Annotated in this window: 23 protein-coding genes and 1 pseudogene; 16 read left to right on the forward strand and 8 right to left on the reverse strand. The window is 64.3% G+C overall.

Features of this window, described 5'->3' with window-relative positions; translation table 11 throughout:
* Positions 1-3 precede the first annotated feature (3 nt).
* Positions 4-963 (reverse strand): cation diffusion facilitator family transporter, encoded by a 960-nt coding sequence (locus FJ471_RS02235; RefSeq protein WP_140801544.1) that lies wholly within the window; start codon positions 961-963, stop codon positions 4-6.
* Between the two features lie 207 nt (positions 964-1,170).
* Between FJ471_RS02235 and FJ471_RS35495 the strand changes: the two genes are divergently transcribed.
* Together FJ471_RS35495 and sugE are read left to right on the forward strand one after the other, a co-directional pair.
* Positions 1,171-1,296, forward strand: coding sequence for a hypothetical protein (locus FJ471_RS35495; protein ID WP_095819016.1), 126 nt, complete (start codon positions 1,171-1,173; stop codon positions 1,294-1,296).
* Positions 1,297-1,491: 195 nt separating this feature from the next.
* Positions 1,492-1,806 carry a quaternary ammonium compound efflux SMR transporter SugE gene (gene sugE, locus FJ471_RS02245; protein WP_140801545.1) on the forward strand — a complete coding sequence of 105 codons (315 nt, stop codon included), beginning with the start codon at positions 1,492-1,494 and terminating at the stop codon, positions 1,804-1,806.
* A gap of 156 nt (positions 1,807-1,962) precedes the next feature.
* Here sugE and FJ471_RS02250 read toward each other — a convergent pair whose 3' ends face one another.
* The gene (locus FJ471_RS02250; RefSeq protein ID WP_140801546.1) at positions 1,963-2,391 is read right to left on the reverse strand and encodes a DUF6481 family protein; all 429 of its coding nucleotides are present in this window, start codon (positions 2,389-2,391) and stop codon (positions 1,963-1,965) included.
* Positions 2,392-2,615: 224 nt separating this feature from the next.
* Between FJ471_RS02250 and FJ471_RS02255 the strand changes: the two are divergent.
* Positions 2,616-3,674: pseudogene (locus FJ471_RS02255) on the forward strand (LLM class flavin-dependent oxidoreductase).
* 78 nt (positions 3,675-3,752) lie between these two features.
* Here FJ471_RS02255 and FJ471_RS02260 read toward each other — a convergent pair.
* Together FJ471_RS02260 and FJ471_RS02265 are read right to left on the reverse strand one after the other, a co-directional pair.
* A complete protein-coding gene (locus tag FJ471_RS02260) occupies positions 3,753-4,553 on the reverse strand; it encodes a helix-turn-helix transcriptional regulator (RefSeq protein ID WP_140801547.1) in 801 nt (266 codons plus the stop codon).
* Between the two features lie 164 nt (positions 4,554-4,717).
* Positions 4,718-5,281 carry a carboxymuconolactone decarboxylase family protein gene (locus FJ471_RS02265; protein ID WP_140801548.1) on the reverse strand — a complete coding sequence of 188 codons (564 nt, stop codon included), beginning with the start codon at positions 5,279-5,281 and terminating at the stop codon, positions 4,718-4,720.
* A 251-nt stretch (positions 5,282-5,532) separates the two neighbouring features.
* Between FJ471_RS02265 and FJ471_RS02270 the strand changes: the two genes are divergently transcribed.
* From FJ471_RS02270 to FJ471_RS02285, 4 genes are all read left to right on the forward strand, one after another.
* A complete protein-coding gene (locus FJ471_RS02270; protein WP_140801549.1) occupies positions 5,533-6,702 on the forward strand; it encodes an AI-2E family transporter in 1,170 nt (389 codons plus the stop codon).
* 90 nt (positions 6,703-6,792) lie between these two features.
* Complete coding sequence (locus tag FJ471_RS02275; protein ID WP_140801550.1) at positions 6,793-7,614, forward strand: arylamine N-acetyltransferase; 822 nt, start codon at positions 6,793-6,795, stop codon at positions 7,612-7,614.
* A 3-nt stretch (positions 7,615-7,617) separates the two neighbouring features.
* Entirely contained in the window at positions 7,618-8,616 is a 999-nt protein-coding gene (locus FJ471_RS02280; protein ID WP_140801551.1) for an LLM class flavin-dependent oxidoreductase, read from the forward strand.
* Between the two features lie 74 nt (positions 8,617-8,690).
* Positions 8,691-9,491, forward strand: a complete 801-nt coding sequence (locus tag FJ471_RS02285; RefSeq protein WP_140801552.1) for an inositol monophosphatase family protein — start codon at positions 8,691-8,693, stop codon at positions 9,489-9,491.
* On the opposite strand, the gene FJ471_RS02290 is transcribed toward FJ471_RS02285, so the two are convergent.
* The gene (locus tag FJ471_RS02290; protein WP_140801553.1) at positions 9,481-10,500 is read right to left on the reverse strand and encodes a LacI family DNA-binding transcriptional regulator; all 1,020 of its coding nucleotides are present in this window, start codon (positions 10,498-10,500) and stop codon (positions 9,481-9,483) included. The two genes, FJ471_RS02285 and FJ471_RS02290, sit on opposite strands and share 11 nt — an antisense overlap.
* A 218-nt stretch (positions 10,501-10,718) precedes the next feature.
* Here FJ471_RS02290 and FJ471_RS02295 point away from each other — a divergent pair, with 218 nt between their 5' ends.
* The 9 genes from FJ471_RS02295 to FJ471_RS02335 all read left to right on the forward strand — a co-directional run bounded on the left by FJ471_RS02295 (position 10,719) and on the right by FJ471_RS02335 (position 21,292).
* Entirely contained in the window at positions 10,719-12,329 is a 1,611-nt protein-coding gene (locus tag FJ471_RS02295) for a sugar ABC transporter ATP-binding protein (protein ID WP_140801554.1), read from the forward strand.
* Positions 12,326-13,621: an ABC transporter permease gene (locus tag FJ471_RS02300; RefSeq protein ID WP_140801555.1), complete on the forward strand. Its 1,296-nt coding sequence runs from the start codon at positions 12,326-12,328 to the stop codon at positions 13,619-13,621. Before FJ471_RS02295 ends, FJ471_RS02300 begins: the two co-directional genes overlap by 4 nt.
* Before the next feature lie 18 nt (positions 13,622-13,639).
* Positions 13,640-14,608, forward strand: coding sequence for a substrate-binding domain-containing protein (locus FJ471_RS02305; protein ID WP_140801556.1), 969 nt, complete (start codon positions 13,640-13,642; stop codon positions 14,606-14,608).
* 522 nt (positions 14,609-15,130) lie between these two features.
* Positions 15,131-17,047: a molecular chaperone DnaK gene (dnaK, locus tag FJ471_RS02310; RefSeq protein WP_140801557.1), complete on the forward strand. Its 1,917-nt coding sequence runs from the start codon at positions 15,131-15,133 to the stop codon at positions 17,045-17,047.
* Between the two features lie 223 nt (positions 17,048-17,270).
* The gene (gene dnaJ / locus FJ471_RS02315; RefSeq protein ID WP_140801558.1) at positions 17,271-18,401 is read left to right on the forward strand and encodes a molecular chaperone DnaJ; all 1,131 of its coding nucleotides are present in this window, start codon (positions 17,271-17,273) and stop codon (positions 18,399-18,401) included.
* 189 nt (positions 18,402-18,590) lie between these two features.
* A complete protein-coding gene (gene pmtA, locus FJ471_RS02320) occupies positions 18,591-19,196 on the forward strand; it encodes a phospholipid N-methyltransferase PmtA (RefSeq protein WP_140801559.1) in 606 nt (201 codons plus the stop codon).
* Between the two features lie 232 nt (positions 19,197-19,428).
* Positions 19,429-20,025 (forward strand): NADPH-dependent FMN reductase, encoded by a 597-nt coding sequence (locus FJ471_RS02325; RefSeq protein ID WP_140801560.1) that lies wholly within the window; start codon positions 19,429-19,431, stop codon positions 20,023-20,025.
* On the forward strand, positions 20,022-20,732 hold the full coding sequence (gene pyrF / locus FJ471_RS02330) for an orotidine-5'-phosphate decarboxylase (RefSeq protein ID WP_140801561.1): 711 nt from the start codon (positions 20,022-20,024) through the stop codon (positions 20,730-20,732). Before FJ471_RS02325 ends, pyrF begins: the two co-directional genes overlap by 4 nt.
* Positions 20,733-21,004: 272 nt before the next feature.
* Positions 21,005-21,292 carry a DUF1330 domain-containing protein gene (locus FJ471_RS02335; protein WP_040986451.1) on the forward strand — a complete coding sequence of 96 codons (288 nt, stop codon included), beginning with the start codon at positions 21,005-21,007 and terminating at the stop codon, positions 21,290-21,292.
* 14 nt (positions 21,293-21,306) lie between these two features.
* On the opposite strand, the gene FJ471_RS02340 is transcribed toward FJ471_RS02335, so the two are convergent.
* From FJ471_RS02340 to FJ471_RS02350, 3 genes are all read right to left on the reverse strand, one after another.
* Complete coding sequence (locus tag FJ471_RS02340) at positions 21,307-22,575, reverse strand: low temperature requirement protein A (protein WP_210241991.1); 1,269 nt, start codon at positions 22,573-22,575, stop codon at positions 21,307-21,309.
* A 515-nt stretch (positions 22,576-23,090) separates the two neighbouring features.
* On the reverse strand, positions 23,091-23,741 hold the full coding sequence (locus FJ471_RS02345; RefSeq protein ID WP_210241992.1) for a Pr6Pr family membrane protein: 651 nt from the start codon (positions 23,739-23,741) through the stop codon (positions 23,091-23,093).
* Between the two features lie 101 nt (positions 23,742-23,842).
* Positions 23,843-24,739 carry an RNA polymerase sigma factor gene (locus tag FJ471_RS02350; RefSeq protein ID WP_140801562.1) on the reverse strand — a complete coding sequence of 299 codons (897 nt, stop codon included), beginning with the start codon at positions 24,737-24,739 and terminating at the stop codon, positions 23,843-23,845.
* Positions 24,740-24,765: the final 26 nt, after the last annotated feature.

A 24,765-nucleotide genomic window follows, 5' to 3' on the forward strand; every position in this document is an offset into this window, starting at 1 on the left:
AACCTAACCCTCTTCCGAAGCCTCGGCGATGGCCTTGCGCCGCTGCTCCCATGTGCCAGTCGTTTGCGGCTTGACGAAGAGCCTGGAGATTTGCGGCATTTCCTCCTTGAGCCTCGCTTCCAGGCGCTCGACGCAGGCTTCGATCTCGGGCGCGGTGAGATGATCCTCGAATTCGATGCTGAGGCCCGCGACGATTTCTTCCGGACCGATATGGACGCTCAGGATCCCGTTCGCCCTCTGCACGGCGGGATCCTCCTGGGCGATCGCCAGAACCTTGCGCTGCACCTCGAGCGAAGCTGGCTCGCCGAGCAGCAGGCCCTTGCTCTCGCGCGCCAGGAAGATCGCCGTGGCGCCGAGGATGATGGCGATGCCGATCGAGCCGACGCCGTCGAGCGCCGGCATTTCCAGAAGTTGCGCCGACAGGATGCCGGCGAAAGCGACGATCAGCCCGAGCAGAGCGGCGCTGTCTTCGAACAGCACCGTGTAGACGCTCGGGTCCTTGCTCGATTGCACGGCCTGCAGCCAGTCCTGCTTACCCTTCTGCTGGCGGAACTCCTTCAGCGCCACCAGCCATGAGCTGCCCTCGAACAGGAAGGAGAGGCCAAGCACGACATAGTTGAGCTTGGCGTTGACCACCGGTTCGGGCGCCATGATGTGGATGACGCCCTCATAGAAGGAGACGCCGGCGCCAAGCGCGAACACCAGGAGCGCCACGATGAAGCTCCAGAAATAGAGCTCGCGGCCGTGGCCGAGCGGGTGGGTGCGATCGGGCGGCCGCGCGGCCCGGTGCATGCCGTAGAGCAGCAGCGCGCCATTGCCGGTATCGACCAGCGAATGCACGCCTTCCGACAGCATGGCGGACGACCCGGTGAAGGCCGCCGCCGCGAATTTGGTGAGGGCGATCGCCAGGTTGCCGGCGAGCGCGGCGTAGATCACTCGTCTTGACCCGCTATGTCCTGCCATCCGATCTCCCGGCGCGCCGCCCGCTGAAACTTCCCAGACAATGCGCCAGGCAATCGGAAGTTCAAGCCACCGCAGCGCGATCGAGCGAGCATGGCATCGGGAAATCGGTTGACATCCGGCTGGACGGCTTCGCAAGCGAGACGCCGCCTCTTGCGGTCCAGCATTTCTCTTGTTTCACTTGCACGTCCACAATCGGAGGAGCGAATCATGGCTAAAGGTGCGATGAAGGCAGGCAAGGAAGCCCGCAAGCCGAAGAAGGACGCCAAGAAGCCCGCAGCGGCTCCGGCTCCGAAGGCGCCGCCGGTCAAGGCGATGCGCATCAAGGAAAAGTAGGCGGCCGAATTCGGTCGACCCGGCTCAATGCAGAATTTGAACCGGCGGCATGAGAATGCTGCCGGTGTTTTGTTGATCGGGGGACAGGACACCCCATATGCAAGGGCGAGGACGACCTCGCTTCCCCGAAAACCGGCCGGGACGACCCGCCAAACCGAGCATCCCAACCGATGCCGGAATGACGGAGTGTTTGCGATGTCCTGGATTTTTCTTTTCTTCGCCGGCCTGTTCGAGATCGGCTGGGCGATCGGCCTCAAATATACCGACGGCTTCTCGAAGCCGCTGCCGACCGTTCTCACCATAGCCTCGATGATCGTCAGCCTCGGCCTGCTCGGCCTGGCGCTGAAGACGCTGCCTGTCGGCACGGCCTATGCGGTATGGACCGGCATCGGCACCGTCGGCACGGCGCTGCTCGGCATCTGGCTGCTTGGCGAACCGGCGACCGTCGTCCGGCTCGCCTGCATCGGCCTGATCGTCTGCGGCATCGTCGGCCTGAAGCTGGTCGCCTGAATACAAACACGTTCAGGGCCGCTTTCGGCGACCCTGAACATTTTCCATCGAACCCGAACTTGGAGCGGTTCAGCGTTCACACGCCGAACCGCTCCAAGTCTTTGTTTTTGCGCAATTCCGAACGGAAAACCGCTACGCACTTTTCCTGGAATTGCTTTAGCGGGCGGAGAAGCCCGGAGGCGTCCGGCCGACACGCGCCTTGCGGGCGGCGTAGCGTGCGTCACGCTTGGCCTTGCGCGAGGCCTCGTCGGCAAGCTCGAACGCGATGCGCTCGGATTCTTCGGCCTGGCGGCGCTCAGCCTCTTCGGCTGCCACTGCTTCCGCCGCAAGACGCGCCGCTTCAGCCATCGCTTGGCGCTCGGCCTTCTCGGCCGCCTCGCGCGCCAGCTTTTCCTGCTTCAGCCTTGCCTTTTCCGCCTCGCGGATGGCGCGGGCATCAAGGATCGCCTTGCGTTCGGCCTGACGCGCCAGCACGGCAGGATCGTCCGCCGCCGGCTTTGCCTTGAAGCGCTCGAGCAGCGCCTTCTTTGCCTCGTTCGCGGCATTGCGCCGCTCGAAAATGTCTTTTTCCCTGTAGATAGCCAAGTGCACTTCCCTGCAGTCTATTCGCGACGCTTACATACGCGCGAACGCGGCGAGTTCAAGCGCCAAAACGGTATGCCAGCCATGAAAAATTGAGCTGTTGCCGCGAGGATACGGCTCGACATCGCGATGGACTGTTCACAATCCGTGCCACTGGCGGGCGGCAAGGCCGATCGCTACCTCTAGCGCCGAAAACCCAATCCCAGACGACAGCGCAGGACAGCAACATGGAACTCGGTCTCTACACTTTCGCCGATGTCAGCCCGGAGCCGGGTCCCGGCGCCATTGGCCCGCAAGAGCGGTTGCGCAACCTCATCGAGGAAATCGAGCTGGCCGACCAGGTCGGCCTCGACGTGTTCGGTCTCGGCGAGCATCACCGCCCCGACTATGCCGCCTCGGCGCCGGTCGTGGCGCTGGCCGCGGCGGTCGAGCGCACGAAGCGCATCCGCCTCACCAGCGCGGTCACCGTGCTTTCCTCCGACGATCCGGTGCGCGTCTTCCAGCAATTCGCGACGCTGGACCTGTTGTCCAACGGCCGCGCCGAGATCATGGCCGGGCGCGGCTCCTTCATCGAATCCTTCCCGCTGTTCGGCTACAATCTGGAGGACTATGACGAGCTCTTCGCCGAGAAGCTCGACCTGCTTTTGGCTATCCGCGACCAGGTGAAGGTGACGTGGCAGGGCAAGCTGCGCGCGCCGATCAACGACCGCGGCGTCTATCCGCGTCCGTCCCAGGAAAAGCTGCCGATCTGGATCGCCATCGGCGGCACGCCGCAATCGGCCGCCCGCGCCGGCGTGCTCGGCCTGCCGCTGGCGCTCGCCATCATCGGCGGCGAGCCGGCGCGTTTTGCGCCGCTGTTCGATATCTATCGCGAGGCGGCGCGGCGCGCCGGCACCGATCCGGCAACGCTTGCCACCAGCATCAACGTGCACGGCTTCATCGCCGAGACGACCGAACAGGCAGCCGACGATTTCTACGGACCGCAGGCCGAGGTGATGAACCGCATCGGCCGCGAGCGCGGCTGGGGTCCGACCTCGCGGGCGCATTTCGACCAGTCGCGTGGCCCGAACGGCGCTCTCTTCGTCGGCAATCCTGAAGCGTGGGCGGGATAGATCGTCCAGCACAAGATTGTCTGCAACGACCGCTTCCTCCTGCAGATGGCGATCGGCACCATGCCACACGCCAAGATCATGAAGGCGATCGAGCTCTACGGCACCAAGGCGGCGCCGATCGTGCGCAAGGAGACGGCCAAGGCAGCGCCCAAGGCGCCGGCGCCGGTCACCTGATCGAAAAGCCCGTTCGCGACACCTGGTCGTCGGACGCTTGGTGCGTTTCACCGTTTCACGGAAACGGCGAAACGCCCTCTAAGGGATGCCGGCGGCCATCATTCCGGCATGAAGCGCTTCTGTTGCCTCGTCGGCCGGGAACATGCATTCGACACGCAGTTCTTGCGCGACGACGGTTTGCGGGGTCCCAACCGTGGTGACCATCGAAAAGTAGTTGAGAACCCTGTCGCCCCTGACAAATCCCAGCGGAATGACGGGCATGAAACCTATGGCGACCGGGTTTTTCCATTCACTTTTCACATCCGGATAGGCGAGCAACTCCGCCAGCAGCGTCTTCGTCTTCTCATCGACGACGCGGCCGATGGATTCGCGGTAGACGCGCTCGAACAGGCTTCTGGCAACATCGGGCCAATTGGCGATGAACGGACGCATGCCTTCCGGATCGAACATCAGGTGCAGCATGTTGCGCGGTGCCTGACGGGCGGACATGTCGATGAAGCAGCCGAAGAAGCGCGGCGCGGATTCATTGGCCATGAGCACGTTCCAGTAGCGGTCCATCACCACTGCCGGAAAGGGCTCATGCTGCCGCAGGATACGCGCCAGGGCATCGGTCACGCTTTTCATTTCCACAGAGTCCCACGCGCTTTCGGAAAACATCGGCGCGTAGCCCGCGGCGAGCAGCAATGTGTTGCGCTCGCGCAACGGTACATCGAGCGCTCGGGCGATGGCCATCAAGGTCTCGCGGTTCGGAACGCTGCGTCCGCTTTCGATGAAGCTGATCTGTCGTTGGGAGATGCCGGTATCAAGCGACAGATCGAGCTGGCTTCTGCTTCGCAAATCGCGCCAGTGGCGCAAGAGCACGCCCAGATCGGGCGTCATTCCTGTCCTGAGGTTCGACGGTTTCATGATCCACAATCCTCGCACATGGCCGCCGCAATACGCTTCAACCCGGACCAAGTTTTGACGGACGGATCGGCGAGCCCATGCCCGTCGATCGCCTGAAGCGCGTTGCAACGCGCTTCAGGCCTTCGTTTTCACGCATGTCAGGCCGCTGCCGCGACCGGCGACCATGCCTGCGCCTGGAAGCGCTCCTCGATCGGCGTGCCGGCCATGTTCGTGGTGGTCGCCGCCATCGTCGAGACGCCGACGCCGGTCACCACTTCCAGAATCTGGGCCTTGGAGTAACCCGCCGCAGTGAACGCCTCGATGTCGGCATCGGTGACGTTTCCCTTCTTCTCGATCAACGCCTTCGTCAGTGCCGAGAGCGCCGCGTATTTCAGGTTGGCCGGCAACCTGCCTTCGCGGATCGCCCGGACTTCGCCTTCGGCGATGCCGTCCTCGATGGCGAATGTCGAATGCGCGGCAACGGTCCAGGGGCATTTGATGGTGACCGCGTTGGTCAGCAGCAGCACCTGCTTCTCGATCTCGTCGAAGCTGCCGCCGTGAAAGCTGCCGAAGGCAGCGACGAACCCGTTGAGAAGGACCGGACTGTTGGCCATCGTCGCCATGACGTTCGGAAGAAAGCCGAACTTCTCTTCCAGCGCCTTCAGCGCAGGCCTGGATTTTTCGGGCGCCGATTCGATCGTCTGAAGGTTGAACTTCTGCATTGTAACGTCCTCTTGCAAAATCGGATGTGATCGCGCGCACGAGACCTTCGCCGCGCGGCCTTCTCGCTCTGTCGTCGCGAAAGCCTATCCGTACTAGGCCCGGCCGATGCGGCGGCTCAATTACACGTCATGTAATAGCGCGACCGCATGAGCGATGCCGGGAAGCCGGCTCATGGAACCTTGCCCGGAACTCCCGCGTTTCGGGGAAGCCTGCCATGCATTGCGGGGTGGCGGGCTCGCAAGGGGAACCGATGAAAGCCGAACCGATCGCTTCGGGCGCGGGCGTTGCCGAGAGTCCCGATCCACGCGCCGATGCCTGGGCGGACATGCGCCTGATGCGGTCGCTGGTGATCGGGATCTTCATCCTGATGACGGTGGCGGCACTTTATTTCGCGCGTGCCTTCTTCATGCCGGTGATGCTTGCCTTCCTTTTGGCGCTGACGCTGACGCCGATCGTGCGTTTCCTGCGCAAGCGCGGCATTCCGGAGGTGGTTTCGGCGACTTTGCTGGTGCTCTTCTCCATCTTCGTATTCGCCGCCGCGGGCTATTTGCTCAGCGGGCCGATCATCGACCTCATCAACAACAGCTATTCGATCGGCCAGCAGCTCACCGAGCGGCTGGCGCCGTTCAGGCGGCCGCTCGAACGGGTGATGGATGTGGCGCATCAGCTGGAGGCGCTGACCGAGACATCGCAGGAGCCGGGCGTGCAACGGGTGGCGGTGGCCCCTTCCGGCATCCTGTCCACGGCGGCGAGCAACATCCTGGAAGCCGGCACCTCGATCACCATCGTTTTCGTGCTGTCGCTGTTCCTGCTCGCCTCCGGTACGCTGTTTTACGAGAAGATCGTCCAGTCCTTCACCAGCATGACCCAGAAGAAGCGGGCACTGCGCGTCGTTTATGACGTCGAGCGCGAGATTTCGCATTATCTGCTTACGGTCTCCATCATCAATGCCGGTCTCGGCACGGTGATCGGGCTGGGTCTCTGGGGGCTCGGCATGCCCAATCCGCTGGTCTGGGGAGCGGCGGCGGCGCTCCTCAATTTCCTGCCCTATGTCGGCGCGCTGATGACTGTCCTGCTCGTTGCCGTCATCGCGCTGATCAGCTTCGACACGATCGCCTATGCGCTGCTGGCGCCAGCCTTCGTGGTGTTGTGCGATATCGTCGAAGGCCAGTTCGTGACGCCGATGGTGGTCGGGCGGCGCCTCGAGATCAACGCGGTGGCGATCTTCATCGCCATCGCCTTCTGGTCATGGCTGTGGGGCTTCGTCGGCGCGCTGATGGCGGTGCCGCTGCTGGTCGTCATCAAGGTGTTCTGCGATCATTTCGAAAGCCTCAGCCCCGTCGGCAATTTCCTCGCCGCGCAGCAATCCATGGCGGTGGACGAAGAGGCGGCGGACCAGGACCACAAGTCTGCCGCTTGATACGCTGGCCCAATTCCATGTCCTGGCCGATCGTTTGCGGCATCGCCGGCGAGTGCCTATATCGGACCGGTCAAGCCGGACCTGTCCTTAATGAGCGACTTCGATCTCGATGGTTATTTCGCCCGCATCGGTTATGGCGGGCCGACCGGACCTTCTCTCGCTACGCTGCAGGCGCTGCACGCAGCGCACCCGCGGGCGATCCCGTTCGAGAACGTCGACGCCTTGATGGGCGTTTCGGTCGGGCTCGACGTCGCCTCGCTGCAGGACAAGATCTTTCGCCAGGGCCGCGGCGGCTACTGCTTCGAGCACAATCTGATCTTCATGCATGCGCTTGACGCGCCGGGCTTCACGGTCAGCGGGCTTGCCGCCCGCGTGCTCTGGGGCCAGCCGGAAGACGCCATCACCGCGCGCAGCCACATGCTGCTGCGCATCGAGCTTGGCGGCCGCACCTACATTGCCGATGTCGGCTTCGGTGGCCTGACGCTGACGGCGCCGCTGCTTTTGCAACCAGGGCTGGAGCAACGGACGCCGCACGAAACCTTCCGCCTCGGTGAAACCGGCGGCCAATTCCGCCTGCAGGCCGATATCGGCGATAACTGGCGCACGCTCTACCGTTTCGACATGAGCCAGGCCTACGAGGTCGACTACCGGGTCGCCAGCCATTTCCTGTCGACCGACCCGAGCTCGCATTTCCTGTCGACCCTGGTCGCCGCGCTGGCCCTGCCCGACCGGCGCTATGCGCTGCGCAACAACCGGCTGTCGACGCATCATGCCGGCGGCGGCAGCGAGCAGCGCGAGATCGCGGCGGCCGCCGAGCTAGCAGACGTGCTGGAGAACCAGCTCGCCATCGTCATTCCCGACCGCGCCGCCTTCGAGGCAAGGCTGCGGGAAAAACGCATCGTGGAGACCTGACCAATGACCGCCCTTTCGGTTCTCGACCTGTCGCCGATCACGCAAGGCAGCACCGCCACGCAGTCGCTTGCCAATTCGCTCGACCTCGCCCGCCATGCCGAGCGGCTGGGTTATAAGCGCTACTGGCTGGCCGAGCATCACAACATGCCGGGCATTGCGAGCGCGGCGACATCGGTCGTGATCGCGCATGTCGCCGGCGGCACCAAGACGATCCGCGTCGGCGCCGGCGGCATCATGCTGCCCAACCATGCGCCGCTGGTGATCGCCGAGCAGTTCGGCACGCTGGCAGCACTTTTCCCCGGCCGCATCGACCTCGGCCTCGGCCGCGCGCCAGGCACCGACATGCTGACCGCTCGCGCGCTGCGCCGTAACCTCGAAAGCTCCGACAATTTCCCGCAGGACGTGGTCGAGCTGATGGGCTACTTCCAGCCGGCGGAGGAGGGACAGCGCATCCGCGCCGTGCCCGGCGAGGGCCAGACCGTGCCGGTTTGGATCCTCGGCTCCAGCCTCTATGGCGCGCAGCTCGCGGCGCTGCTTGGCCTGCCTTACGCCTTCGCCTCGCATTTCGCGCCGGCCGAGCTCGACCATGCGCTGGAGGTCTACCGTACGCGCTTCCAGCCGTCGGCGCAGCTCGACAAGCCCTATGTGATGCTGGGGCTCAATGTCTTTGCGGCACCCACGGACGCCGAGGCGAAGCTTTTGTTCTCTTCGCTGCAGCAGGCCTTCGTCAACCTGCGCAGCGGCCGGCCCGGCCAGCTGCCGCCGCCGGTCGAGAATTACGACCGCGATCTCGATCCGATGGCGAAGAGCATGCTTGCCCAGGCGCTGTCCTGCGCCGTCGTCGGGTCGCCGGAAACGGTGCGCCAGGGCATCGACGCCTTCATAAGCCGTACCGGCGCCGACGAGTTGATGGTGACCGCGCAGTGCTTCGACCATGCGGCGCGCGTGCGCTCCTTCGAGATCCTCGCCGAGGTGCACAAATCGATGTCGAAGGTTGCCTGATCGCAACGCGGCTTTTGCCTGACATATTGGTCTGCTAAGGGCACGCGGCGTTCTCCATCAGCCGTGAGTTTACCGTGACCCATGATCTCGACGACCGCATGCATTTCGCCATCGACCTGGCGCGGCGCGCCGGCGAGCTGGGCCTGAAGTATTTTCGCGACCTCGACAACCTGACCGTCGAGAGCAAGGGCCACCAGGACCTGGTTTCGGAGGGCGACCGCGAGGTCGAGCTGTTCATCCGCGCGGCGATCGCCGAGGCTTATCCGCAGGACGGCATCGTCGGCGAGGAACACGCGGCGGTGACGGGGAAGACTGATCATGTCTGGGTGATCGACCCGATCGACGGTACCGCCAATTTCGTGCGCGGCATTCCCGCCTGGTGCGTGGTGATCGCGTGCGCCACGAACGGCGAGACGGTGGTCGGGGTGATCCATGAACCCTCCACCGACGAGACGTTCTACGCCCGCCGCGGCGGCGGCGCCTTCGTCAACGGCAAGCCGATCAAGGCCAGCAATGCGGCATCGCTTACCGAGGGCTCGGTCGGAACCGGGCTCTCCAACCGCGCCTCGACCAAGAATGTCGTCGTGCTCCTCACCCTGATATTGGCCGAAGGCGGCGTCTTCTACCGCAATGCCTCGGGGGCGCTGATGCTTGCCTATGCGGCGTCCGGCCGGTTGCTCGGCTATGTCGAGGAGCACATGAACGCCTGGGACTGCCTGGCCGGCATGCTCCTGGTCGAGGAGGCCGGCGGCACGGTGCTGAAAGCGGACCCCAAGACCGTGATCGGCAAAGGCACCCGGGTGATCACCGGCGGCAAGAACATCTTCCCCAGGCTGCAGCTGCTTTGCGAGACCGCCTTTGGATTTACGCGCTGACGCTCTGCGGGAGCGCGCCCAGCGGCCGGCAGGAATTGCGGATCATCAGCCGGCCCTTCAGCACCAGCTTGCGCGGCGGCGCGTCGCGGTTGCCGGCCAGCCGGTCGAGCAGGAGGTTCGCCGCCTGCTCGCCGATCGCCTGCACCGGCTGCGCCACCGTGGTCAGCTGCGGGACGAACACGTCCGACCATGGAAAATCGTCGAAACAGGCGACCGAAATATCCTCGGGGCAGCTGAGGCCGATGTCGCGGATCGCCTTCATGGTGCCGATCACCATGGGGTTGTTGGCTGAGAAGATCGCGCTCGGCCGGTCGTGCAGCGACAACAGCTGCATGGTCGCGTTGTAGCCGTCGATCTCGTGGAAATTGCCGGAGCGTATGAGTTCCTCCGCCATCGGCAGGCCGGCCGCCTGCAGCGCCTCGCGGTAGCCGATCATGCGGTCATGCATGGGGGATATATCGGAGGTGCCGGTGATGTAGCCGATGCGGCGGTGGCCAAGGTGGATCAGATAAGTGACGGCGTCGGACACGGCACGCTGGTTGTCCAGCACCACCGCATCGGTGTCGACGCCTTCGCAGAGACGGTCGAGCAGCACCACCGGCACATTGGCGTCCTCGACGATGCTTTTCAGAATGCCGCCGTCGCCGACGCGCGCCACGATCAGCCCGTCGACCATGCGGTCGAGCAGCAGGCGTATCTGCTCGTCCTGCGTGTTCAAATCCTCGTCGGTGCAGCAAAGCATGACGGCATAGCCGGCGCGGTCGAAGGCCTGCTGGATGACCGAGACGACATCGGTGAAGAACGGGTTGGTGATGTGCGGCACGGTGAGGCCGATGGTGCGCGTGGTGCCCATCTTCAAGCTGCGGGCAATGGCATTGCGCTTGTAGCCGATGTCGCGGATCGCCTGCTCGATGCGTTGCGTAAGCTCGGGACTGACGGTGGCGGTGCCGTTGAGCAATGCCGACACTGTGGCCACCGACACACGCGCCGCTTCCGCCACGTGCAGCATGGTCGGCGCCGTGGATTTCCGCTGTTTTTTCCGCCCTGATACCGTCATTTTCGAAACGTTTAGCCGCCCTTATTTGGCTAAACCTACGTAAACCCGGCGTTTTTCGCAAGAATTGAAATGCATCAATCCTCGGTGACCAGATATGCGCTTGACACGTTCGAAACGTTTAGATTAGCGTTCGGGCAATCGAAGACGACGGAGGGAGGCCGTCCTTTGCCATGCAGCGCGCTGAGTCCATCACGACTGGCAACGCGACCGCCGGCGGTCCCGCCGTCGTTCTGAGCGCGACCGGCATCTCCAAGCGATTCGGCGGCATCACCGCGCTGTCCGACGTGAAGCTGGACCTCAGGCCCGGTGAGGTGCATGCGCTGATGGGCGAGAACGGCGCCGGCAAGTCGACGCTGATGAAAATCCTCTCGGGCGTCTATACCGACTATGAAGGCGCGGTGGCGATCGACGGCCAGACCGTTCAGTTCACCGGTGTCCGCGATGCGGAGGATGCCGGCGTCGCCATCATCCACCAGGAACTCAACCTCGTCCCCGAGCTCAGCGTCGCCGACAACATCTTCCTCGGCCGCGAAAAGCTGATCGCCGGGCTGGTCGTCGACCGCAAGGCGAGCGGCCGCGCGGCAAGCGCGCTGCTGCAACGGCTGGGCATCGAGCTCGATCCGGAAGCGCGGGTCGGCACGCTCAGGGTCGGCGAGCAGCAGCTGGTCGAGATCGCCAAGGCGCTGTCGAAATCGGCGCGCATCCTGATCATGGACGAGCCGACCTCGGCGCTGTCGCCGGCCGAGTGCCAGAGACTGTTCCGCATCATCGGCCAGCTCGCGGCAGGCGGCGTCGCGATCGTCTACATTTCGCATCGCATCGACGAGGTCATGCATCTGGCAAGCCGGGTGACGGTGCTGCGCGACGGACGCCATGTGTTGACGCAGGACATGGCTCGACTGAGCGAAGACGCCATCATCTCCGCCATGGTCGGGCGCGACCTTCTGGCTTCCTCCGACCACGAACGCGGCCCCGGCGGCAGGATAGCGCTCTCGGTCAAGGACCTGTCGCTGTCGAAGCCCGACCGGCATGGCTGGCGCACGGTGATCGAGGGCGTCGGCTTCGACCTTTCGGCCGGCGAGATCCTCGGCATAGGCGGGCTGCTGGGTTCCGGCCGCACCGAAATCCTGGAGGCGATCTTCGGCTCCAGCGGCGGCCGCACCGGCGGCGAGATCCGGCTCGACGGCGCGCCGGTCGAGATCGGCTCGCCGCGCGAGGCCCGCCGGCTCGGCATCGCCCTGGTGACCGAGGACCGCAAGACGCAAGGCCTGCATCTCAAGGCCTCGATCACCGACAATGTCGCGCTGCCTTTGGTCGGCGCGCTGGCGCGCTTCGGCCTGCGCTCGCGCTCGGGCGAGCAGGGCCTGGCACGAGAGGCCGTCAGCGCGCTCGGCATTCGCTGCGAAAGCATCGAGCAGGCCGCCGGCACGCTGTCCGGCGGCAACCAGCAGAAGGTGGTGATCGGCAAGTGGCTGGCGACGCGGCCGCGCGTGCTTCTGCTCGACGAGCCGACGCGCGGCATCGATGTCGGCGCCAAGCGCGAAATCTACGACCTCATCTTCAAGCTGGCCGGCGACGGGCTGGCGATCGCCGTGATCAGCTCCGAACTCCCCGAGCTCCTGCATCTGGCCGACCGCATCCTGGTCATGGCGGAAGGCCGCCAGCGCGGCATCCTGTCCCGCACTGAAGCCAGCGAAGAGGCGATCATGCGGCTTGCCGCGCCCAGACTTGCCACACAAAGACTTGCCTCGCCAAAACGGGCCGCGAGACCTGCCGCATGAACCTCATCAGCCTTCTCTCCCGCACCAAGCTTTACTGGGGGCTGATCGCCATCTTCCTGATCGGCGTGTTCGGCTCGCCGATCAGCTCCAAGGGCAACAACATCTTCCTGTCCTACGGCAACCTGCTCGACGTGCTGCGCCAGGTGTCGACCACCGGCCTGATCGCCACCGGCATGACCGCGGTGATCCTGACCGGCGGGATCGATCTTTCCGTCGGCTCGCTGATGGCGATCTGCTCGGTCGTCTGCGCCATGCTTCTGACCGTGCCCGGCGTCACGCCGTCGGCGGCGCTCGGCGTGCCGACGACCGCGCTGGTCGCCCTGTGCCTCGGCGCGCTCGTCACCCGCTTCATCCTGCTCAACATCGAGAAGACCCGCGCTCGCGCGGACGCCAGCCGCGAGGTTCGGCTGGACAAGGCGCGCGGGCTGATCATCCCGGCTGTGGTCGGCGTGGTGCTCTGCTGCCTTTCGCTGTGGTACCTGCTGCCGCAGGTCGAGACCAAGTTCGGCGTGCTCGGCGTGCTGCTGGTGGCGCCCTGCGTCGGCCTTCTGTTCGGCACCATCAACGGCTTCATCATCGTCGCCGGGCGGCTGCAGCCCTTCATCGTCACGCTGGCGATGATGGTGACGGCGCTCGGCATCGCCAGGCTGACGGCCGGGCAGAACAACGCGGTGCTGCCGGTCTATACCGGCTCCAACGCCACCGAGGACTTCGAGATACTGCGCTCGCTGGTGTTCGGCGTCGTGCCGATGCCCGGCCTGTTCTTCCTCGGCGCGATCGTGATCTACGGCGCGGTGCTGCGCTTCACGCCCTTCGGCCGCTATGTCTATGCCATCGGCGGCAATGAGGAAGCGGCACGGCTTTCGGGCATCGCCGCGGGGCGCGTCAAGATCGCCACCTATGCCGTGTCCGGCCTGCTCGCCGGCATCGCCGCGGTGCTCTACGTGGCGCAGTACCGGCAGGGCAAGCCGGACGCCGGCGCGGGGCTCGAGCTCGACGCCATCGCCGCCGTGGTCATCGGCGGCACCAGCCTGATGGGCGGGCGCGGCAGCCTGATCGGCACCTTTTGCGGCGTGCTGATCTTCGGCCTGCTGTCCAACATCCTGCAGCTTCACAACATCAATTCGAACCTTCAGCTGGTGCTGAAGGGGGCGATCATCATCGGCACCGTGCTCGTGCAGGAGCGCAATGCCGGCGACATCTTAAGCTATCTGCGCCTGCCCGGCGGACGGGCTGCGCAAAAGGAAACGGCTGCAGCCAAGCGGCCGTCACAGGAGACCTCGTCTCTATAATCTGGAGGAAACAGGACCATGAAACGACGTGATATGCTGAAGCTTGCCACTTTCGCGGCGGCACTTCTGACGACCACCGTTCTCTTTTCCAGCAACCATGCCTTTGCCCAGGACAAGAAGTGGAAGATCGGCTTCTCGCAGGTGACGACCATCGAACCCTGGCGTGCCCAGTTCAACAAGGACATCATCGCCGAAGCCGCCAAGCATCCCGAGGTCGAGCTGATCATCACCGACGGCGAGGACAAGACCGAGAAGCAGGTCGCCGATGTCGAGAACCTGATCCGCCAGGAGGTCGACGCGCTGCTGGTGTCGCCGAAGGAATCGGCAGGTCTCACCGGCGTGGTGCAGCAGGCGATCGACGCCAAGATCCCGGTCTTCGTGCTCGACCGCAATGTCGACACCAAGGACTACACGCAGTTCGTCGGCGGCGACAACGCGCTGATCGGCCGGGCGGCGGGCGAATATGCCGTCGAGCTTCTCGGCGGCAAGGGCAAGGCGGCCGGCAACGTCGTCGAGATCTGGGGCGGCATGGGCACGCAGCCCGCGCATGACCGCCATGACGGCTTCCACGAGTTCACCGACAAGGAGCCGGGCATCAAGTACCTGCTCGACCAGCAGTCGGGCGACTGGAAGCAGGACCAGGCATACAACATCATGGCCAACGCGCTGAAGACCAATGAAAAGATCGACCTCGTCTACGGCCACAACGATCCGATGGCCTATGGCGCCTATCTCGCGGCCAAGGATGTCGGGCGCGAAAAGGACATCAAGTTCATCGGCATCGACGGCCTGCCCAACGAAGGCGTGCAGATGGTGAACAAGGGCGAGCTGACGGCGACCTTCACCTACGTCACGCCGGGTGCGGAAGGCCTGCGCCAGGCGATCAAGTTCCTGAATGGCGAGAAGGTCGAAAAGACCATCACGCTGCCGACGGAAAAGGTCACCAAGGACAACGCCGCCAAGATCCTCAAGGACAACGGGCTCTAGGTTTTGTTTGACGCAATTCCGAACGGAAAACCGCTACGCACTTTTCCTGGAATTGCTTGAAGCCCAGCCCCCTGCCGGGCCACGCGCCCGGCAGGGCTTTTGCCAGAGCGCCGAACGCTCTTGAAATCCCGCCGCCAGGCGCCGAAACCGCGACGACGGCACGGATTTCCAGCTCTTTCGCGACCGAAAGTCACGCCCGCCGGGGTAAGCCTTGCCTTTCCCGGAAGGCATAGCCGTGCGCCGTCAACGGCGCCCGTTCCAAAAAAGCAATCCGGAACAATGCGATAGCGCGATCTCGCGCCGGTCGTGCCGCGAAGCGCGGCGGGCCGCTTCGCGCCCCGTGCCGAGACAATGGACAGCTTGCGCAGAATGCTTGCGCCTTGGGTCGCCTGTTCTTATATACGCGCCAGCCGTCCGGCCCCGGAAAACGGGGACCGTGACGGGATTTCTTGTGAACAGGGGCTTTCGTCGGAACGCCTTTTGAAGGGTCCTGAGAGCCTGCTTAGAGGAGAGACTAGAACAATGGCAAAAGTTATCGGTATCGATCTCGGCACCACCAATTCCTGTATCGCCATCATGGATGGCAAGGACCCCAAGGTGATCGAGAACGCTGAAGGCGCGCGCACGACGCCTTCCATCGTCGCCATCTCGAATGACGGCGAACGTCTCGTCGGCCAGCCTGCCAAGCGCCAGGCGGTCACCAATCCGGAAAACACCATCTTCGCGGTCAAGCGCCTGATCGGCCGCCGCTATGACGACCCGGTGACGGAGAAGGACAAGAAGCTTGTCCCTTACAAGATCGTCAAGGGCGACAATGGCGACGCCTGGGTCGAGGCCGGCGGCAAGAAGCAGTCGCCCAGCCAGATCTCGGCCATGATCCTGCAGAAGATGAAGGAGACGGCGGAAGCCTATCTCGGCGAGAAGGTCGAGAAGGCGGTCATCACCGTTCCGGCCTATTTCAACGACGCCCAGCGCCAGGCGACCAAGGATGCCGGCAGGATCGCCGGCCTCGAGGTGCTGCGCATCATCAACGAGCCGACGGCCGCCGCACTTGCCTACGGCCTGGAAAAGAAGGACGGCAAGACCATCGCCGTCTATGACCTTGGCGGCGGTACCTTCGATATTTCGGTGCTCGAAATCGGCGACGGCGTGTTCGAGGTGAAGTCGACCAATGGCGACACCTTCCTCGGCGGCGAGGACTTCGACATGCGGCTCGTCGAGTACCTGGCGGCCGAGTTCAAGAAGGAACAGGGCATCGACCTGAAGAACGACAAGCTCGCGCTTCAGCGTCTGAAGGAAGCGGCCGAGAAGGCCAAGATCGAGCTGTCGTCGACGACGCAGACCGAGATCAACCTGCCCTTCATCACCGCCGACGCAACCGGCCCGAAGCACCTGACGATGAAGCTCACCCGGGCGAAGTTCGAGCAGCTGGTCGACGACCTCGTCCAGCGTACCATCGAGCCCTGCAAGGCGGCGCTCAAGGATGCCGGCCTGAAGGCTGCCGAGATCGACGAAGTGGTTCTGGTCGGCGGCATGACCCGCATGCCCAAGATCCAGGAGATCGTGAAGCAGTTCTTCGGCAAGGAGCCGCACAAGGGCGTCAACCCGGATGAGGTCGTCGCTCTCGGCGCCGCCATCCAGGCCGGCGTGCTGCAGGGCGACGTCAAGGACGTGCTGCTGCTCGACGTGACGCCGCTGTCGCTGGGGATCGAGACGCTGGGTGGCGTGTTCACCCGACTGATCGAGCGCAACACGACGATCCCGACCAAGAAGAGCCAGACCTTCTCGACCGCCGAGGATTCGCAGAGCGCGGTGACGATCCGCGTCTTCCAGGGCGAGCGTGAAATGGCGGCCGACAACAAGATGCTCGGCCAGTTCGACCTGGTCGGTATCCCGCCGGCGCCGCGCGGCGTGCCGCAGATCGAGGTCACCTTCGACATCGACGCCAACGGCATCGTCAACGTCTCGGCCAAGGACAAGGGCACCGGCAAGGAGCACCAGATCCGCATCCAGGCTTCGGGCGGTCTGTCCGACGCCGACATCGAGAAGATGGTGAAGGACGCCGAGGCCAACGCCGATGCGGACAAGAAGCGCCGCGCCCTCGTCGAGGCCCGCAACCAGGCCGAAGCGCTGGTGCATTCGTCCGAGAAGTCGCTCAAGGACTATGGCGACAAGGTTTCGGAGGCCGACCGCACCGCGATCTCCGATGCCATCGCCGCGCTGAAAGCCGCGGCCGAAGGCGACGACCCGGCCGATATCGAGGCCAAGTCGCAGTCGCTCGCCGAAGCGTCGATGAAGCTCGGCCAGGCCATGTACGAGGCCTCGCAGAAGGAAGCGGCCGAAGCCGACGCCAAGGCGGATGCCGCCAAGGATTCGGACGTGGTCGACGCCGACTTCGAGGAAATCGACGAAGACGACGACAAGAAGAAGTCGGCCTGAGCCGGCTGACGGCGAAATAAGTGCAAAAGCCCGGCGAAAGGCCGGGCTTTTTTGCAACCCTGCCTGAAAAAGTGCGGGCCTGCCTGAAAATGTGAAGGAAAAACCTGGAGCGGGCCCGGCTTGGCACTAGCATCCGGGAAACATCGCTCCTAAATCCAAGACCATGCCGGCAAACGTCGCCAACAATGCTTGAAGACATTGAGCATCCGGACAGCGGGAAAAAATGAAAGCTGATTTCTACGAAACGCTGGGCGTGCAAAAAGGCGCCGACGACAAGGAACTCAAGAGCGCTTTCCGTAAGCTCGCCATGCAGTTCCATCCCGACCGCAACCCCGGCGACGGTGCCTGCGAGCACAAGTTCAAGGAAATCAACGAAGCCTACGAGACGCTGAAGGACCCGCAGAAGCGCGCCGCCTATGACCGCTTCGGCCATGCCGCCTTCGAGCAGGGCGGCATGAACGGCGCAGCGCATGGTTTCGGCGCCGGCGGCTTCGCCGACATCTTCGAGGATATTTTCGGCGACATGATGGGCGGCCGGCAGCGCCGTTCCTCCGGCGGCCGCGAACGCGGCGCCGACCTGCGCTACAACATGGAAATCACGCTGGAAGAAGCCTTTGCCGGCAAGACCGCGCAGATCCGCGTGCCGGCTTCGATCTCGTGCTCGGAATGCTCGGGCAGCGGCGCCAAGCCCGGCACGCAGCCGGTGACCTGCGCCATGTGCCACGGCCACGGCAAGGTGCGCGCCACGCAAGGCTTCTTCTCGATCGAACGCACCTGCCCGCAATGCCAGGGCCGCGGCCAGACGATCAAGGACCCCTGCCCGAAATGCGCTGGACAGGGCCGCGTCACCGAGGAGCGCTCGCTGTCGGTCAACATCCCGGCCGGCATCGAGGACGGCACCCGTATCCGGCTGGCCAATGAGGGCGAGGCCGGCCTGCGCGGCGGACCCTCGGGCGACCTCTACATCTTCCTGGCAGTGAAGCCGCACGAATTCTTCCAGCGCGACGGCGCCGATCTCTATTGCAAAGTGCCGATCTCGATGACGACGGCCGCCCTTGGCGGCTCCTTCGAGGTCACCACGCTCGATGGCACCCAGACCAAGGTCAAGGTGACGGAGGGCACCCAGAACGGCCGCCAGTTCCGCTTGAAGGGCAAGGGCATGCCGGTGCTGCGCCAGCCCAATGTCGGCGACCTCTACATCCAGACGGCGGTCGAGACGCCGCAGAACCTGACGCGCCGCCAGCGTGAATTGCTGGAGGAGTTCGAGCAGCTCTCGTCCAAGGACAACTCGCCCCAGTCGAGCGGGTTTTTCGCGCGCATGAAAGACTTCTTCGAGTCGTTCGGCGAAAGCTGATCACAGGATTGTCGGCATCGCTAGAGCATGATCCCAAAAAGTGGTTGCCGGTTTTCGGAAAAGATCATGCTCCAACAAAGAGCAGCCGCTTCCCAAGCGTCATCAACACCTTATGCCAGATGACGCCTTGCCTTGTCCCACCCAACTGCTAAGTAGCGGATCGGGGGCTGAGCATTGAGGAGAGCTCGCATGGCACGTAGTCCCGGGTTGCGCAAAGCGCTGGCCGAAAAATTCGACGACGAGCTCAAGTTCTTCAAAGGCTGGATCGACAAGCCGAAAACGGTCGGCTCGATCGTTCCCACCAGTTCCATCACCGCCCGCAAGATGGCCTCGATCGTCAATCCGAGATCGGGCCTGCCGGTATTGGAAGTCGGGCCCGGCACCGGCGTCATCACCCGCGCCATCCTCGCCCAGGGCGTGAAGCCCGAGAATCTCTACGCGGTCGAATATTCGACCGACTTCGTGCGCCATCTGCGCCGGCTCTATCCCGGCGTCAACGTGATCGAGGGCGACGCCTTCAATCTCAACGCCACGCTCGGCGACAAGCGCGACATGGTGTTCGATTCGGTCGTTTCCGGCGTGCCGCTGCTCAATTTCCCGGTCGCCCAGCGCATCGCCTATATCGAAAGCCTGCTCGACCGCATCCCGCATGGCCGGCCGATCGTGCAGCTGACCTATGGCCCGCTGTCGCCGATCCCGCCCGGCCGCGGCAATTACACGGTCAAGCATTTCGATTTCATCATCCGCAACATCCCGCCGACGCAGCTGTGGATTTATCGCCGGCCGGCGCATTAGGTTCTAACTGCGAAAGTATTCGACCCTAGTCGGTGGTAGCAGCCGTCCTTGGTGATTAGCCTAAACGCCCATCCGTTTGTCATCCACGGGCGGAGCAAGGAGCGTAGCGACGCGCGCAGACCCGAGGATGACGAAGTTCGCAGGCCGCGACCGATCCCTCGAACGTTTTCTGCCACCCGCTCGTTGATTTGAATGCTCCTTGGCTGTACCTGTCCCCGAACAAGGGTGGCCAATGGCAGTGATCCCACGAATCCTCGTCTTCGCCGGCTCGGTCCGGACCGGCGCCTATAGCGGCCGGACCGCCGATGTGGCGCAGAAGGAACTGGCCATGCAGGGCGCGGAGGTGACGCGCATCTCGCTCGGCGATTATCCGCTGCCGATCATAGACGAGGACCTGGAAAAGGAAAAAGGCATTCCCGAAAACGCCATCAAGCTCGGCCGCCAAATCGCGGCGCATGACGGGCTGCTGATCGCGACCCCCGAATATAACGGCTCGATCCCGCCGCTGCTCAAGAACGCGATCGACTGGGTGAGCCGGATACGGCGCGACGGCAGCCGCGCGTTCAGGCCGCTTGCCGGCAAGCCGGTGGGGCTCTGCTCGTCCTCGGAGGGCAAGTTCGCCGGCATACGCTGCATCAACCATCTGCGCGCGGTGCTGGTGCGCTGCCAGATGGAGGTGATCACGCCGGAATGCTCGGTTTCCGAGGCCGGCGAAGCCTTCGCCGAGGACGGACAATTCAGGGACACCAGACTACACCAATCGATGGAGCGCCTATGCCGTACACTGATCGAAACCTCGCGCATGCTGTCGACCCGGATCGAGGCATGATCCATTTCGCGGGGGCCGACACGATGCGGGACAGGCTGATCGTCGGGCTGGACCTGCCGACGCTGAAGGAGGCCGAGAGAGCGGTGCGCGAGCTCGAGGGTGCGGTTTCCTTCTATAAGATCGGCTATCAGCTCGCCTTCGCCGGCGGACTGGACTTCGCGCGCGAGCTCGCCAGCGGCGGCACGAAAGTGTTCCTCGACATGAAGCTGCTCGACATCGACAACACGGTGGCCAAGGGCGTCGAGAACATCGTCAAGATGGGCATGACGATGCTGACGCTGCATGCCTACCCCAGGGCCATGAAAGCGGCGGTCGAGGCAGCCAAGGGCAGCGATCTGTGCCTGCTCGGGGTGACGGTGCTGACCTCGATGGACGAGCAGGATGTGATCGACGCCGGCTATGAATACGACCCGCACACGCTGGTGCTCAGGCGCTCCGAACAGGCACTGCATGCCGGCATGGGCGGCATCGTCTGCTCGGCGGAAGAGGCCGAGGCGGTGCGCCGGATCGTCGGCCCCGACCTGGCGGTGGTGACGCCGGGCATCCGGCCGTCCGGCAGCGACCATGGCGACCAGAAACGCGTGGTGACGCCGGCGCAGGCGATCCGCAACGGCTCCAGCCATCTCGTCGTCGGCCGGCCAATCGTCGCCGCGCCCGACCGGCGTGCGGCAGCCGAGGCGATACTCGCCGAAATGCAATCCGCCTGAGGACGAGTTCCGAAACTCTACTCCGGCGGTCATCCGGCGGCGTTTTCTGCGCTTCTACAGCGCCGCGCGTCCTTAGGACGCGCAAAGGACGCTGTAGCTTTTTTGATTTGCGTATGATCCTTTCCGAAAATCGATTTCAATTTTCGGGGTCATACGCTGCTCACGTACTTTAAGTATGCTCCGCTCCGGTTCTCGAAAACGCCACCAGCTGCCTCACCGGAGCGACTTTCCGACCTGGTCCTCGCTAGGCGACGCAAACAGGAGAAAAAGGAATGCCGAAGGGATATTGGATCGCCCGTGTCGATGTGCGCGACGCCGAGGGCTACAAGGACTATGTCGCCGCCGCCAAGCTCGCCTTCGACCGTTTCGGCGCGAAGTTCCTGGCGCGTGGCGGCGAGCATGAAAAGGCCGAAGGGCCGGGCCGCGCCCGCAACGTGATCATCGAGTTCGAATCGCTTGCGGCGGCGCATGACTGCTACCACTCGCCGGAATACCAGCGCGCCGTCGCCATCCGCCAGAAAGTCGCCGATGGCGAGATCGTGCTGGTCGAAGGCATCTAACCAGCCTGAAATCCTCAGTGCAGCGTGTGCCGCTCGTCGATGGCGAGCGATTCCGCCTGGTGGCGGTGACCGTGGATTTCATAACCGACGACGGTGACCGCCGGCGCCAGCGTCAGGATGATCAGGCAGACCGCCATGTCGACGCCGGCAATGGCGGCGATAACGGCAAGCGCTGCGACCGCCGCCGTGGCCAGCAGCAGCCAGATGTGGAACGGGTCGAAGCGCTGCACGAGATAATAGTAGAGCGCGTAGATCCCGCCGAGGAAAATGGCGAGCGGGATCGCGGCCGAGAGCAAAACCGCAAGCGGCCCGATATGGGCCTTGTGCTCGATGAAATAGGCTGCGACATGCAGGCCCGCGCCGGTGGCGACGATCGCGGCCACGATCAGCATCTGGCCATAGCCCCAGACGAATGAGCGCTCGCGGTGCGCGTGCAGGACCGGTCCCGAAGGCAGCATGTAGTAGCACCACCACATGCCGAAGGTGAGGCCGGTGCCGGCGACGCCGACAAGAGCTGCATCGAGGTTCCAGCCCTGCTCCTCGACCACGGCCGACAGCGAGGCCAGCGTGCCGACAACGCCTTCGCCCAGAGCGATGATGGCGAACAGGCTGTAGCGTTCGGCCATGTGATGCGCGTGCCAGGGCGTGCCGCCATCCCTGCGTTCGGCGATCACCGGCCCGGAGAGCTCGATCAGCAGCAGAATCGCGCCGAAGACCAGGCTGGTCACCACCGAGAAATCGACCAGGATCTGCACCACCCAGCCGATCTGCGCGATGGCGATGGCTGTGACATAGGTGAGGCAGATACCGCGCCGCGCGGGATCCTGCCTGGCCGCGCGCAGCCACTGGACGATCATGGCGACGCGCATGATGACGTAGCCCAGCACCATGATGGAATTGTCGAGATGCTCGCCATGCTCGATCGAGGCGAACATGCGCGGCAGGCCGATGGCCAGCACCAGCACGCCGATCATCTGCACCATGGTGATGAGACGGAAGACCCAGTCGTCGGTGTCATAGGCCGAGGAGAACCAGGAGAAATTGATCCAGGCCCAGCAGATGGCGAAGCCGGCGAAGCCGAAGCCGAGCAGGCCGACCGCATAATGGCCCTCGGCCAGGGCATGCGCCAGCTGCGACGAGGCAAGGCCGAAAGCGGTGACGAAAGTCAGGTCGAAGAGCAGCTCGAGCGGCGTGGCGACGCGATGCTCCTCGTGCGGGTCGCGGCCGCTCATGCGCTTCAAATGATGGTGGAGACTTTGAACGCTGACAGGCGTCGTGTTCATTGCGCGGCTCTCGTTGACACAGCCGCGACAGTAGAGGCGGAGAAAAGGCCGTCAAGGCGCGGCTATCGCGCCGAGCCTGTGCGGAGCGGCTCGTCGTTTCACGGAGTAACCGAGCCGCTCCAGACCCTGGCGGATCGGAGACTGCAGGCGCCTGCTTCGCGGGAGATTGGCCGAAACGCCCATCGCTTCGTCATCCACGGGCGAAGCAAGGAGCGAAGCGACGCGGCGCAGAACCCGAGGAACCATTCCGTGACTTGGAAGCGCCGCCACGGTGCAGAATTCTAGGGTCTTCGCGACGGAGCTTCGCTCCTGCTCCGCCCTGGAATGACGATTCGCGACGGGCGTTTCGGCCAATCGCCAACGCATGCCACCTGCCAATGCAAACAGAGCCGGCCGGTCAAAATCCCGTGCAGTGCCACTAGAGCCGTTCCAGAAAAGTGTGGCGGTTGGGCTCGGCGACCTCGCCGTAGCCTCCGTCCGCACTTGCGTCGGAACAAAGAGCCATGGGCGATTCGCTAAGGTTTCCCTGCTCCACCGAGCCGCCGGTCGAGCCAGACCAGCGCTTCCCCGGCAACGACGAAGCCGAGCGCGATCAGGGCGCTGCTTACAAGGGTCTGCGCCCAGCCGATCTGGGCGACGTCGATGAATGGATAGGGATAACGCCCTTCGAAAGACCCGCGAACCAGGGCGTAGACGAGATAGAAGAGCGGATAGAGCGCCCACAGAAGCGGCGCCTGGCGGGTCAGCGTGCCCTTGGGGACGAAAATTAGCCAGAAAACGATCGTCAGTGCCGGCGTCACCTTGTGAAGCAGGACGTTGGCGAGCTGCGAGCCGCCGGTCAGCTCCTGCAGGCCCTGCAGCAGCAGCGCATAGACGACGCCGACGAGCGCGATGTTGAGGAGGGTCGCGCCGAGCAGCCATGGCGTCGCGAACCGCGCCTTCACCGCGACGCCGGTGAACGCGACCGCGACCAGAAGATTGGTGGTGATCGTGAAATAGCCGAGCAGCCGCCAAAGCACGGCGGGCCACGACGCCGGCCTGTCGGCGAGCGCGTGAAAATGCACGTCCATGCCGGCCCATGCCGCCAGCGCGATAAGCGCCGCCAAGAGCCGCGCCGGTATGCCGTGCGTATCGAGATCAGCCTGTGTCACGACGTGAGTGCCCATTCCAATGCCTGTCCGACAGGGATTTATAGCCGCGTCGATGGCTGGAGGAAACTCGGCCTGGTGAGCGAGAACAGGGAAGCGGTCTTAACGCGGTCTCGGCGTCATGCCCGCTCGCTGGGAACCGGGAGGATATCGGCGTCCACGACGCAATAAGGCGCGTGGCGGAAATCGCGGATGCGCACGACCTCTTCGCCGCACCAGTCGACCAGCACGAAGCCGCGCACGGTATCGTCCGCCTGTGGGTCGCGGATCAGGATCGCCGGCTGGCCATCGACGAAGCCGAGCGACAGCGCCCAGTCGCCGAGGCGGTCGTAATTGCCGAAATAGGTCGAGGCTTCCTTCTTGCCGTTGAGGCGGGCGCGATTGACGACGTCGACCTGGACATCCTCGGCGATCAGCCTCCTGACCCCGTCGAAATCGCGCGCGTTGAACAGGTCGACATAGCGGCGCAGCCGGCGCTCCTCCTCCGGGTCGAGCTTCGGCATGGCCATGTCCTCCGGCAACGCCGCCATCGCCTTCAGTTCCGTCCGGCCGCGATGCAGCGCTGCCTTGGTGGCGGCTAAAGTCGCGCCCGTCACCTCGCAGGTCTCCTGCAGGCTGAGGCCGAGCACGTCGACCAGGATCACGGCGCTGCGTTGCGCCGGCGTCAGCCGCATGAAGCTGCGCAGGCTCGCCGCGGCCGCGAGCCTTCTCTCGGCGCTGGCCGAGAGGTCCTCAATCATCGTCATGTCGGCCTCGGTGATGCGGGAGCGCTCCCGCTGGCTGCGGCGCAGATGATCCTGCGCCGCATTGTGGGCGATGCGGAACAGCCACTGCTCGGGGCGTTCGACGAGAGCGCCGCCGTCATATGCGGCAAGCGCCTTCACCACCGTTTCCTGCACGATGTCCTCGCCCTCGATCGCCGAGCCGGCCATGCGCGCCGCATAGCGGTGCAGCTTCGGCCGCAGGCCGACGAGCATGGCTCCAAGTTCCGCGCGGTCGAACCCTGCTGAGCTCATCGTCCCTTTTCTCGCCTCGCCGATGC

This window comes from Mesorhizobium sp. B2-7-1, assembly GCF_006440735.1.
Lineage (GTDB): Bacteria > Pseudomonadota > Alphaproteobacteria > Rhizobiales > Rhizobiaceae > Mesorhizobium.

Coding starts and splice junctions, on each gene's coding strand:
- FJ471_RS02300 (WP_140801555.1), top strand. CDS start 12,326: ATGAACCTCATCAGCCTTCTCTCCCGCACCAAGCTTTACTGGGGGCTG.
- FJ471_RS02340 (WP_210241991.1), bottom strand. CDS start 22,575: ATGAACACGACGCCTGTCAGCGTTCAAAGTCTCCACCATCATTTGAAG.
- FJ471_RS02305 (WP_140801556.1), top strand. CDS start 13,640: ATGAAACGACGTGATATGCTGAAGCTTGCCACTTTCGCGGCGGCACTT.
- FJ471_RS02270 (WP_140801549.1), top strand. CDS start 5,533: ATGAAAGCCGAACCGATCGCTTCGGGCGCGGGCGTTGCCGAGAGTCCC.
- FJ471_RS02345 (WP_210241992.1), bottom strand. CDS start 23,741: ATGGGCACTCACGTCGTGACACAGGCTGATCTCGATACGCACGGCATA.
- FJ471_RS02235 (WP_140801544.1), bottom strand. CDS start 963: ATGGCAGGACATAGCGGGTCAAGACGAGTGATCTACGCCGCGCTCGCC.
- dnaJ (WP_140801558.1), top strand. CDS start 17,271: ATGAAAGCTGATTTCTACGAAACGCTGGGCGTGCAAAAAGGCGCCGAC.
- dnaK (WP_140801557.1), top strand. CDS start 15,131: ATGGCAAAAGTTATCGGTATCGATCTCGGCACCACCAATTCCTGTATC.
- FJ471_RS02275 (WP_140801550.1), top strand. CDS start 6,793: ATGAGCGACTTCGATCTCGATGGTTATTTCGCCCGCATCGGTTATGGC.
- FJ471_RS02325 (WP_140801560.1), top strand. CDS start 19,429: ATGGCAGTGATCCCACGAATCCTCGTCTTCGCCGGCTCGGTCCGGACC.
- FJ471_RS02260 (WP_140801547.1), bottom strand. CDS start 4,553: ATGACGCCCGATCTGGGCGTGCTCTTGCGCCACTGGCGCGATTTGCGA.
- FJ471_RS02280 (WP_140801551.1), top strand. CDS start 7,618: ATGACCGCCCTTTCGGTTCTCGACCTGTCGCCGATCACGCAAGGCAGC.
- FJ471_RS02350 (WP_140801562.1), bottom strand. CDS start 24,739: ATGAGCTCAGCAGGGTTCGACCGCGCGGAACTTGGAGCCATGCTCGTC.
- pmtA (WP_140801559.1), top strand. CDS start 18,591: ATGGCACGTAGTCCCGGGTTGCGCAAAGCGCTGGCCGAAAAATTCGAC.
- pyrF (WP_140801561.1), top strand. CDS start 20,022: ATGATCCATTTCGCGGGGGCCGACACGATGCGGGACAGGCTGATCGTC.
- FJ471_RS02295 (WP_140801554.1), top strand. CDS start 10,719: ATGCAGCGCGCTGAGTCCATCACGACTGGCAACGCGACCGCCGGCGGT.
- FJ471_RS02335 (WP_040986451.1), top strand. CDS start 21,005: ATGCCGAAGGGATATTGGATCGCCCGTGTCGATGTGCGCGACGCCGAG.
- FJ471_RS02290 (WP_140801553.1), bottom strand. CDS start 10,500: ATGCTGCACGTGGCGGAAGCGGCGCGTGTGTCGGTGGCCACAGTGTCG.
- FJ471_RS35495 (WP_095819016.1), top strand. CDS start 1,171: ATGGCTAAAGGTGCGATGAAGGCAGGCAAGGAAGCCCGCAAGCCGAAG.
- sugE (WP_140801545.1), top strand. CDS start 1,492: ATGTCCTGGATTTTTCTTTTCTTCGCCGGCCTGTTCGAGATCGGCTGG.
- FJ471_RS02265 (WP_140801548.1), bottom strand. CDS start 5,281: ATGCAGAAGTTCAACCTTCAGACGATCGAATCGGCGCCCGAAAAATCC.